The organism is Streptococcus sp. 2741 (genome assembly GCF_013276315.1).
Taxonomy (GTDB): domain Bacteria; phylum Bacillota; class Bacilli; order Lactobacillales; family Streptococcaceae; genus Streptococcus; species Streptococcus pseudopneumoniae.
In genome coordinates, this window is record NZ_VMKU01000017.1 from 38,487 (window position 1) to 49,162 (window position 10,676).

The following is a 10,676-nucleotide window of genomic DNA, read 5'->3' on the forward strand; positions in this document are numbered from 1 at the left end:
ATGAGTGAGATCAGAATTATTAACGCCAAAAAAATCTACCACGATGTCCCTGTTATTGAGAATTTGAACATTACAATTCCAAAAGGAAGTCTCTTTACCCTTCTTGGGCCTTCAGGGTGTGGGAAAACGACCCTTCTTCGTATGATTGCAGGTTTCAACAGTATCGAAGGTGGAGAATTTTACTTCGATGATACAAAAATCAATAATATGGAACCCAGCAAACGCAATATCGGGATGGTTTTCCAAAACTACGCTATTTTCCCACATTTGACTGTCCGAGATAATGTCGCTTTTGGTCTCAAGCAAAAGAAGGTTCCAAAAGAAGAATTGATTCAACAGACCAACAAGTATCTTGAACTCATGCAAATTGCTCAATATGCGGATCGGAAGCCCGATAAACTCAGTGGTGGACAACAACAACGTGTCGCCTTGGCACGCGCCTTAGCTGTTAATCCAAGTGTTCTCCTCATGGACGAGCCACTTAGTAACCTAGATGCCAAACTTCGCTTGGATATGCGTCAAGCCATTCGAGAAATCCAACACGAAGTGGGAATTACAACCGTCTATGTAACCCACGACCAAGAAGAAGCCATGGCTATTTCAGATCAAATTGCTGTTATGAAAGACGGAGTCATCCAACAAATCGGTCGGCCAAAAGAACTCTATCATAAACCAGCTAATGAGTTTGTAGCAACCTTTATCGGACGCACAAATATCATCCCTGCCAATCTTGAAAAACGGAGCGACGGCGCTTATATCGTCTTTTCAGATGGCTATGCTCTTCGAATGCCAGCCCTTGATCAGGCTGAAGCACAAGCTATTCATGTAAGTATTCGTCCTGAAGAGTTTATCAAAGATGAATCTGGAGATATTGAAGGCACTATTAGCGATAGCGTCTATCTTGGACTGAATACTGAATACTTCATCGAAACAGGATTTGCCTCAAAAATTCAAGTTAGCGAAGAATCAACTTTTGAAGAAGATATACAAAAAGGCGATCGTATTCGTCTACGAATCAATACTCAAAAATTAAACGTCTTTTCTGCAGATGGTTCACAAAACCTGATAAAAGGAGTCAACCATGGAACGTAAAAAACTAAATATTTGGACAGCCTCCTCTTTCTTCATCTTTCTTACTTATCTTGTCTTTCTCGTTTATCCTATCGTTACCGTGCTCAAGCAAGCACTCATACATGAAGGACAATTCTCACTAGCTAATTTTGTCACTTTCTTTAGTAAAGCCTACTACTCTGAGACACTCGTCAACAGTTTCAAGGTTTCCATTACCGCTACTGTCACTTCCTTAGTTGTAGGAACCCTATTAGCTTATCTCTTCTCTATGTATGACTTCAAGGGAAAGAAATTTCTACAAATATTGATTATCATTGCTTCCATGTCAGCTCCTTTCGTGGGAGCCTACTCCTGGATTCTCTTGCTGGGACGAAATGGGGTCATTACTAAATTCCTGACAAATACCCTTCATCTTCCAGCTATCGATATTTATGGATTCAAAGGAATTGTACTTGTCTTTACACTGCAACTATTCCCACTGGTATTTCTATACGTTGCTGGGACAATGAAAAGTATTGACAATTCTCTACTTGAAGCTGCTGAAAGCATGGGTTCCTTCGGATTTAAGCGTATCGTAACGGTTGTTTTGCCTCTCCTAGTTCCAACCTTACTAGCTGCTGCCCTACTTGTATTTATGAGAGCATTCTCAGACTTTGGAACGCCTATGTTGATTGGTGAAGGATATCGGACTTTCCCCGTCTTGATTTATACTCAATTTATTAGCGAGGTTGGAGGAAATTCTGCTTTTGCATCTGCTTTAGCAATTATGGCGATTATCATTGCCTTGGCAATCTTCCTTATCCAAAAATACATTTCAAACCGCTACAGTTTCAGTATGAATTCGCTCCATCCAATTGAGCCTAAAAAAACCACAAAAGGAAAAATGGTTGCCATTTATGCAACAGTCTACGGAATTATCTTGTTCTCTGTTCTACCTCAAGTCTACTTGATTTATACTTCTTTCCTAAAAACATCAGGTATGGTATTTGTCAAAGGCTATTCTCTAAACAGTTACAAGGTAGCTTTCAATCGTATGGGATCTGCTATTTTCAATACTATTCGTATCCCTTTGATTGCCTTAGTTCTAGTTGTCCTATTTGCAACATTTATCTCCTACCTAGCCGTTAGAAAACGGAATTTATTTACAAACTTAATTGACAGCCTCAGTATGGTCCCTTATATTGTACCAGGAACCGTTCTAGGGATTGCCTTCATTTCTTCCTTCAATACTGGCCTATTTGGAAGTGGATTTCTTATGATTACAGGAACTGCTTTCATCTTGATTATGTCCCTATCTGTCAGAAGATTACCTTATACTATTCGCTCATCTGTTGCTAGTTTGCAACAAATAGCACCAAGTATTGAAGAAGCCGCGGAAAGCTTAGGAAGTAGTCGTCTCAATACCTTTGCCAAGATTACAACTCCAATGATGCTATCTGGTATTATTTCTGGAGCCATCTTATCTTGGGTCACAATGATTTCAGAACTCTCTACTTCTATCCTCCTCTACAATGTCAAAACAAGAACAATGACTGTAGCCATTTATACAGAGGTTCTCAGAGGGAATTACGGTGTAGCCGCAGCCTTGTCAACTATCTTGACTATTCTAACAGTAGGTTCCTTGCTCTTGTTTATGAAAATCTCTAAAAGCAACAGCATTACACTTTAGTTTCCCCCATCAAAAACAGCCGAAAGGATTACCCTCGGCTGTTTTTTCTTATCTTGATATTCCTATCAAATCCCTAGTTCATAGCAAGCAAGTCTAGACTGATTATACTCAATGAAAATCAAAGAGCAAACTAGGAAACTAGCCGCAGGTTGCTCAAANNGTCAGTAACCATATCTACGACAAGACGACGTTGACGCGGTTTGAAGAGATTTTCGAAGAGTATTAAATAGAGGTCGCTTCCATCTTCTCCCATCCTAGCTCTCGGTAACTACAGTCACCAACAACCTCTACGCTAAACTGGCCGTTCTCATATTCAAGGATCGTCACGCTACCATTATCGAGGCCATGCGGATGCATACCATTGATCAGATAAACAATGGTTCCAATGGTCATTCCATGGCTGACGACAAGGGCGTTGCCCCCGCCTTGTTCTTCCATTTCTTTGGCAATCGCTTCAAAACCTTCCTTGATTCGACCACTGAGTTTTTCCCATCCTTCAGCCCAACCAGCTGTATCAACCTCTACCAAGCCCTCAGCCAGTTCCGCATAAGATAATTGGTGAACGTGGTCCACATTAAAGATACGAGGAATAATGCCCATGAAAAGATCGCCATCGTAGGCTCCATCAAAGCTACCAAAACACCATTCTCTGATACGCTTGTCCATGCGATAAGGGATTTTCCCTTGCAGTCCAAGCTCCTCAAGTATAATTCCCATAGTCTGAATGGTGCGACCAGAATCACTGGAATAAGCGCGCTCAAACTGTAGACCAGATTCTCGCAAACCGATTCCTAATTCTTGAATTCCTAGCTCACCTTCAGCTGTTAAGGGAGTATCACTCCAACCTTGCGCGCGACCAATCGTGTTAAACATGGTCTTGCCATGACGTACCAAATACAATCGTACTTTTACCATTTTCCGTCCTCCGTTTGCTTCTATTATATCATGGATGATAAAACAAAAGCCACCCAGACAGGTGACTTTTGCAGGAGATTATTATGAAAAAGTTTAGGAGTTCTATTAAATAAAGATATTAGATGAAAATCAAATTCAAACTAAATCAGTATTATCTGTTTCAAATAATATTAGGAGGTCTTTATTTAATGATTATAGTATACACAGCTAACCTTAAATAGAGCTTAAAAAATTATACCCATTCACCTTTTTCATTTACTTTATAGCCGTTAATGGTCATATTTTTTGCCAATTTCCCATCAGCTAACAAGTAATACCACTTATCTCCGTCTTTAATCCATTGATTACGAGCGTACTTACCATCTTGGTTCAGATAATACCAACTATCATACTGAGAATCAAATACCCACTCACTCTTAGCCATGTAACCGCCACGTTTTAGGTAGTATTCTCCCTGCCAAGCTTTCTCCACATAACTACCAGTTGAATCTACATAAAACCAGCTCTTATAGTCTTCATCATAAATCCATTCACTTGCAGCCATTGAAGCATCTGATTTTAGATAATAACGGCCTACCCAACTGTTTCTTACAAGATTGCCAGAAAGGTCATTATAGTACCATTTGCCAGACTCTTTAAACCACTTACTTGCTTGATGATTTTTCTTAGTCTCTCCATTAGAGGTAATAATAGCTTGAGATGAAGTTGAAACTGAGGATGAAGTTCCAGTAGAAACTGCTTGAATAGCCTCTTCTTTTGTCACCTTAGGCTTAGCTTTTCCTTGGTAAACATCTTCGATACGCTTAGTAAAGACAGATAACTCTTCAGGGGATAACATGTGTCTTACAGTCTCTTCCTTATATACAAGACCTGCTTCTTTCCTGATTTTGTGTATCCCCTCTTCAACTATATCATCAATCTTACTAAACATAGAAACTTTATCTGCTTTTGAAAGTGTATCATCATTACTAATGGCTGTCTTCTCCATGAAAGCAACAGCATTAATTTCTCTGATATTTTTTTCCGTAGGAATTAAACTAGGACTCGATTTATCAACATTTTTATAAAAAGTTGATAAATTTTGAACATAATCTTTTAATGTTAAATTAGTATTATTTTCTGGATCGTAATCACCAAAATAATTACGATCCCGAGGTATCGACCAGCCTGTTAATGGTCCGTAAAACATTTTTAAATCGCTAATTATTTTTTCCTTTTCTTCAGATGAGTATAAGTTACTATCTTTTTCTACTTGCTGAAGTAGTAAGTCATATTTTTTTATTCTAGCTATATCAAAAACATATCCTAAAAAGTTAGGCACATCACTTTTTATTCTATTGACAATTTCTTCGAATTCAAACGAATAATAGTAACCATTTTTTGAAAATCTATTTATATTTTCCTCTGTAACCTCAGCTAATCTTTTAACTACGACAGTCTTGAGTTTTAAGACATCATCATCTTTAAATTGTACAGTATTCCAATCAATGCCATCAATTTCTTCCAATAATTTTTTCTTCACTTGTTCAGAATAATTTCTAGCTACATTCTCTAAATCTGCTTGTGTTTTATATAGACTTTCATTTCTTGAATTCGTATCATTTTCCTGCGCAAAAACTACTTGACTGGCAAAAGTTCGGACTAGTAAAGTCGACAGTCCTAAAGCTACTAAAGCATGTTTCATTTCTTTTTTCATCAATTTCTCCTATTTTCTTAATTTTTAAAACTATGAATTGGTGCTGGGATTTGTCCTCCACGAGAGATGAAATCAACAGACGAAGCCCCATTAACCTTCATAACAGGTGCAGTACCTAATAGGCCACCAAATTCAATCATATCGCCTTCTTTTCCTTTTGGAATGATACGAACAGCTGTTGTTTTCATGTTAATGACACCAATTGCAGCTTCATCTGCAATCATAGCCGCAATGGTTTCAGCAGGTGTATCTTCTGGGATGGCAATCATATCCAAACCAACAGAACAGATAGCTGTCATAGCTTCTAGTTTTTCCAAATTAAGAGAGCCATTTTGCACTGCAGCAATCATTCCTTCATCCTCAGAAACGGGGATAAAGGCACCAGACAAACCACCGACTTGGTTGCAGGCCATCACTCCGCCCTTCTTAACTTGGTCATTCAAGAGAGCCAAGGCAGCCGTCGTTCCGTGCGTACCAACTGTCTCTAGTCCCATTTCCTCAAGGACACGTGCTACAGAATCTCCAACCGCAGGAGTTGGGGCCAAACTCAAGTCCACAATACCAAACTCCACACCCAGTCTCTCACTAGCCATCTGACCAACCAATTGACCGATACGAGTGATTTTAAAGGCAGTTTTCTTAACTGTTTCGGCTACTACATCAAAGCTCTGTCCACGAACTTTTTCCAAGGCACGCTTGACCACGCCAGGACCGGAAACGCCGACATTGATGATAACATCTGCTTCCCCAACACCATGGAAGGCACCAGCCATAAATGGATTGTCCTCAACAGCATTAGCGAACACAACCAACTTGGCCGCTCCCATATCTGATAGATTAGCCGTTTCCTTGATAACTCGTCCCATATCCGCCACAGCCGTCATATTGATACCAGACTTGGTTGAGCCGATATTGACTGACGAGCAGACCTTGTCCGTTTCAGCCAAAGCACGAGGAATAGAATCGATGAGAATCTCATCCCCCTTTTGATAACCTTTTTGTACCAAGGCAGAGAAACCACCAATAAAATCCACACCGATTTCTTTCGCAGCCTTATCAAGCGCTTTTGCCAGAACCACGTAGTCCGTCGCATCTGTCGCTGCCCCTATCAGAGAAATAGGAGTCACCGATACACGCTTATTTACGATAGGAATTCCCAACTCAGCTGCAATTTCATCCCCAACAGCCACTAAATTAGCTGCCTTGGTCGTAATCTTTTGATAAATTTTCTCCGCAGCACGATTGATATCTGGATCAATACAGTCCAAAAGGGAAATCCCCATGGTAATGGTTCTGATATCGAAATTTTGCTCCTCAATCATGGCGATAGTTTCAGTAACTTGTCTAATATCCATGTGCACCTCCTAGATATTATACATAGCTTCGAAAATCGCTGCACTCTGAATATTGATTTTCACATTCAAAGTTTGCCCAAAAGCTTCAAATTCATTACGAAGATAGGTAAAATCTTGCTTTTCATCGCTAGAGACGACAGCCATCATCGTGAAATATTCATCCAAGACAGTTTGAGAGATATCATCAATATTCAAACCCAATTCTGCAATTTTACCAGAAACACCTGCCACAATTCCAGATTTATCTTTACCAACAACAGTTATAATGGCTTTCATAAGTAAACTCCAATTCTTCTTTTAATAGGAAACCTGAACATTCAGCAGATTTCTTCTTAAATAGTATAGCATAATTCCAACTTAAATACTCAAAAACGCCTGCTTACGAAGTTGTTCTTAAGAAAAAAACAATTTCGTAAACAAGCGTCTACTATCCCAACTTATGATGAGTGTTCCCGCTAGGACCGAAATCCTAGCGGTAGACCAGAGCTAGACTAAGAGCACAAGACTCCATCATCATAACACTCAACAAAATTGATGATTTTATACTAATTCGATGATCGCCATTGGCGCTGCATCACCACGACGTGGTTCAGTTTTAAGGATACGAGTGTATCCACCGTTACGTTCAGCATAACGAGGTGCGATTTCTGAGAACAATTTTTGAAGTGCTGTAGTAGAAGTGTACTTGTCAGTTGCTTCATCATAGTTTTCAGATGCGATTTCATTACGTACGAAAGCAGCTGCTTGACGACGTGCATGCAAATCACCACGTTTACCTAGAGTAATCATTTTTTCAACAGTTTTACGGATTTCTTTAGCACGAGCTTCAGTTGTCACGATTGATTCGTTGATCAAAAGGTCAGTTGTCAAATCGCGAAGCATTGCTTTACGTTGTGAGCTAGTGCGTCCTAGTTTACGGTAAGCCATGTATTCCTCCTTTATTTATCTTTTAATCCAAGACCCAAATCAATGAGTTTGAGTTTCACTTCTTCCAAACTCTTGCGTCCAAGATTTCGTACTTTCATCATCTCTGCTTCAGATTTTTCTGTCAAATCATGCACAGTATTGATACCGGCACGTTTCAAACAGTTGTATGAACGCACAGACAAGTCCAGTTCCTCAATCGTACGATCCAAAATACGGTCGTCAGATTCAGTATCAGCTTCTTTCATCACTTCAGTTGACTTAGCAATCTCAGTAAGATTTGTAAACAAATCAAGATGTTCTGTCAAAATACGTGCTGAAAGCCCTAAAGCATCTTCCGGAATAATTGTTCCATTTGTCAAGATTTCAAGGGTTAGTTTGTCAAATCCATCATTGCTACCTACACGAGCAGGTTCCACTTGATAGTTGACTTTTGTAACTGGTGTATAAATAGAATCTACAGCAAGTGTTCCAACTGGTGCATTATCTTTTTTATTTTCATCAGCAGGTACATATCCACGACCACTGTTAACAGTCATAGTCGCTTTTAGGGAAGAACCTTCACCGATTGTAAAGAGATAATGATCTGGATTTACAATTTCAATATCGCTATCTGTCAAAATGTCACCAGCTGTTACTTCAGCAGGACCTTCAACATCTAGTTCGATGATTTTTTCGTCTTCAACGTACGATTTCACTGCAATTCCTTTAATGTTCAGAATGATTTGCATCACGTCTTCACGAACACCTGGAACTGTGTCAAACTCATGTAACACACCATCAATATTGATAGATGTCACAGCTGCTCCTGGTAGAGAAGCTAGAAGTACACGACGAAGAGAGTTACCAAGAGTTGTACCGTAGCCACGTTCAAGTGGTTCGATTACAAACTTGCCATAATCTTTATTTTCATCAATTTTTGTTATATTTGGTTTTTCAAACTCGATCATTTAGTTACTCCCTCTTAAACGAAAAGCAGTGTAATGCGATGATTATACACGGCGACGTTTTGGAGGACGAGCACCATTGTGTGGCACTGGAGTCACATCACGAATTGCTGTTACTTCAAGACCAGCGGCAGCAAGCGCACGAATAGCTGACTCACGACCAGAACCTGGACCTTTTACAGTAACTTCAACTGATTTAAGACCGTGTTCTTGTGCAGATTTAGCAGCAGCTTCAGAAGCCATTTGAGCAGCGAATGGTGTAGATTTACGAGAACCTTTGAAACCAAGAGCACCAGCTGATGACCAAGCAATTGCATTACCATGCACATCAGTAATCATAACAATAGTGTTATTAAATGTAGCGTGAATATGAGCAATACCAGATTCGATATTCTTTTTCACACGACGTTTACGTGTTGGTTTAGCCAAGACTTTTACCTCCTATATTATTTTTTCTTACCAGCAATCGCAACAGCTTTACCTTTACGAGTGCGAGCGTTGTTTTTAGTGTTTTGTCCACGGACAGGAAGTCCACGACGATGACGGATACCACGGTATGAACCGATTTCCATCAAACGTTTGATGTTCAAGTTTACTTCACGACGAAGGTCACCTTCAACTTTGATTGCATCCACTTCACGACGGATAGCATCTTCTTGATCTGATGTAAGATCACGTACACGAACATCTTCTGAGATTCCAGCAGCAGCCAAAATTTTCTTAGATGTTGCAAGTCCGATACCATAAACATAAGTCAATGAGATTACTACGCGTTTGTCATTTGGAATGTCAACTCCAGCAATACGAGCCATGTTTTCTCCTTTCTATCTTATCCTTGACGTTGTTTGTGTTTTGGATTTGCTGGGCAAATTACCATAACACGACCATTACGACGAATAACTTTACAGTATTCGCAAATTGGTTTGACCGATGGTCTTACTTTCATTTCTTATCCCTCCAAGTTTTTCGATTATTTAAAGCGGTAAGTGATACGTCCACGTGTCAAGTCATATGGACTCATTTCGACAGTAACACGATCTCCCGCTAAAATACGAATATAGTTTTTACGAATTTTACCAGAAACTGTTGCTAAAATCTGATGTCCATTTTCAAGTTCAACCGTAAACATTGCATTCGGCATTGTATCAACTACTTTGCCTTCAACTTCAATCACATCGTCTTTTGCCACGCAAAAGCACCTCCATAAATTTCGATTCGATGCCTCTAGACACAGAGACAACAATTATAAGTCAGACTATCTCAGTATAACATTTGTAGCGGATTTTTGCAAGTGTGAAAAGCGCTTTATTTCAAATTTGTCAATACTTTTTCGATATCTGAGAAGACATCATTGATATCTTGATTACCTTCGATGTCATGAACCAAACCTTTGGCACGGTAGTGAGCAATGATTGGTTCTCCTTGAGCAATATTAACGTCCAATCGACGTTTTACTGTCTCAGGTTTATCATCTTCACGTTGGTAGTAATCTTCTTCTTTATAGTCAACTGGTGGGTTAAAGACCTTGTGGAAAGTTTCTCCAGTTACGCGGTGGATGATACGACCACTCAAACGTTCCAAGAGGCTATCTGGATTCACTTCAATATTGATGACGCCTTCTAGTTCAATGCCAAGTTCAGCCAATGTTTTGTCCAAGGCATGAGCTTGTTCGATTGTACGTGGGTAACCATCCAACAAGAATCCTGTTTCTTTAATATCATCTTGTGAAAGACGTTCTTTTACGATTCCATTTGTAACTTCATCAGGAACTAATTCACCCTTGTCAATATATGACTTAGCAAGAACACCCATTTCAGTTTGATTTGCCATTGCAGCGCGGAACATATCACCTGTTGAGATATGTGCAACATGGAATTGTTCTACGATTTTTGCTGCTTGAGTTCCCTTACCTGCACCAGGTAAGCCCATAATCAAAAGATTCATGATTTGATCTCCTTATTTTATTTTTAAATAGAAGCAAAAAGTCTTTTCACCCCTATTTAAAAACAAAATAGAAGAGGGGAGATCCAACTCTTACAAATGTCAGAGTTTAAACCTCCACTCCCTCAGCATTTACTGCTTCATACTCAATGAAAATC

General features: G+C 39.4%; 13 protein-coding genes. 2 read left to right on the forward strand and 11 right to left on the reverse strand.

Annotation, left to right across the window (positions count from 1 at the left end):
- Together HT671_RS02310 and HT671_RS02315 are read left to right on the forward strand one after the other, a co-directional pair.
- Positions 1–1,092 (forward strand): ABC transporter ATP-binding protein, encoded by a 1,092-nt coding sequence (locus HT671_RS02310; protein WP_101514792.1) that lies wholly within the window; start codon positions 1–3, stop codon positions 1,090–1,092.
- Positions 1,082–2,740, forward strand: a complete 1,659-nt coding sequence (locus HT671_RS02315) for an iron ABC transporter permease (RefSeq protein WP_000440015.1) — start codon at positions 1,082–1,084, stop codon at positions 2,738–2,740. The genes HT671_RS02310 and HT671_RS02315 overlap by 11 nt, the downstream gene beginning before the upstream one ends.
- A 222-nt stretch (positions 2,741–2,962) precedes the next feature.
- On the opposite strand, the gene HT671_RS02320 is transcribed toward HT671_RS02315, so the two are convergent.
- The 11 genes from HT671_RS02320 to HT671_RS02370 all read right to left on the reverse strand — a co-directional run bounded on the left by HT671_RS02320 (position 2,963) and on the right by HT671_RS02370 (position 10,521).
- Complete coding sequence (locus HT671_RS02320; protein ID WP_000241534.1) at positions 2,963–3,655, reverse strand: histidine phosphatase family protein; 693 nt, start codon at positions 3,653–3,655, stop codon at positions 2,963–2,965.
- 232 nt (positions 3,656–3,887) lie between these two features.
- On the reverse strand, positions 3,888–5,351 hold the full coding sequence (locus tag HT671_RS02325) for an N-acetylmuramoyl-L-alanine amidase family protein (protein ID WP_119919658.1): 1,464 nt from the start codon (positions 5,349–5,351) through the stop codon (positions 3,888–3,890).
- 17 nt (positions 5,352–5,368) lie between these two features.
- The gene (locus tag HT671_RS02330; RefSeq protein WP_119919657.1) at positions 5,369–6,706 is read right to left on the reverse strand and encodes a PFL family protein; all 1,338 of its coding nucleotides are present in this window, start codon (positions 6,704–6,706) and stop codon (positions 5,369–5,371) included.
- Between the two features lie 9 nt (positions 6,707–6,715).
- Positions 6,716–6,982 (reverse strand): ACT domain-containing protein, encoded by a 267-nt coding sequence (locus tag HT671_RS02335; protein ID WP_000644124.1) that lies wholly within the window; start codon positions 6,980–6,982, stop codon positions 6,716–6,718.
- A gap of 264 nt (positions 6,983–7,246) precedes the next feature.
- Positions 7,247–7,633: a 50S ribosomal protein L17 gene (gene rplQ / locus HT671_RS02340; protein WP_000331493.1), complete on the reverse strand. Its 387-nt coding sequence runs from the start codon at positions 7,631–7,633 to the stop codon at positions 7,247–7,249.
- An 11-nt stretch (positions 7,634–7,644) separates the two neighbouring features.
- Positions 7,645–8,580 (reverse strand): DNA-directed RNA polymerase subunit alpha, encoded by a 936-nt coding sequence (locus tag HT671_RS02345; protein ID WP_000568988.1) that lies wholly within the window; start codon positions 8,578–8,580, stop codon positions 7,645–7,647.
- A 42-nt stretch (positions 8,581–8,622) separates the two neighbouring features.
- A complete protein-coding gene (gene rpsK / locus HT671_RS02350; RefSeq protein WP_001118385.1) occupies positions 8,623–9,006 on the reverse strand; it encodes a 30S ribosomal protein S11 in 384 nt (127 codons plus the stop codon).
- A 17-nt stretch (positions 9,007–9,023) separates the two neighbouring features.
- Complete coding sequence (rpsM, locus tag HT671_RS02355) at positions 9,024–9,389, reverse strand: 30S ribosomal protein S13 (protein WP_000090781.1); 366 nt, start codon at positions 9,387–9,389, stop codon at positions 9,024–9,026.
- 17 nt (positions 9,390–9,406) lie between these two features.
- Positions 9,407–9,523 carry a 50S ribosomal protein L36 gene (gene rpmJ, locus HT671_RS02360; protein WP_001808836.1) on the reverse strand — a complete coding sequence of 39 codons (117 nt, stop codon included), beginning with the start codon at positions 9,521–9,523 and terminating at the stop codon, positions 9,407–9,409.
- A 24-nt stretch (positions 9,524–9,547) separates the two neighbouring features.
- Entirely contained in the window at positions 9,548–9,766 is a 219-nt protein-coding gene (gene infA, locus HT671_RS02365; RefSeq protein WP_001029883.1) for a translation initiation factor IF-1, read from the reverse strand.
- Positions 9,767–9,882: 116 nt separating this feature from the next.
- Positions 9,883–10,521 carry an adenylate kinase gene (locus HT671_RS02370; RefSeq protein WP_001050436.1) on the reverse strand — a complete coding sequence of 213 codons (639 nt, stop codon included), beginning with the start codon at positions 10,519–10,521 and terminating at the stop codon, positions 9,883–9,885.
- Positions 10,522–10,676 lie beyond the last annotated feature (155 nt).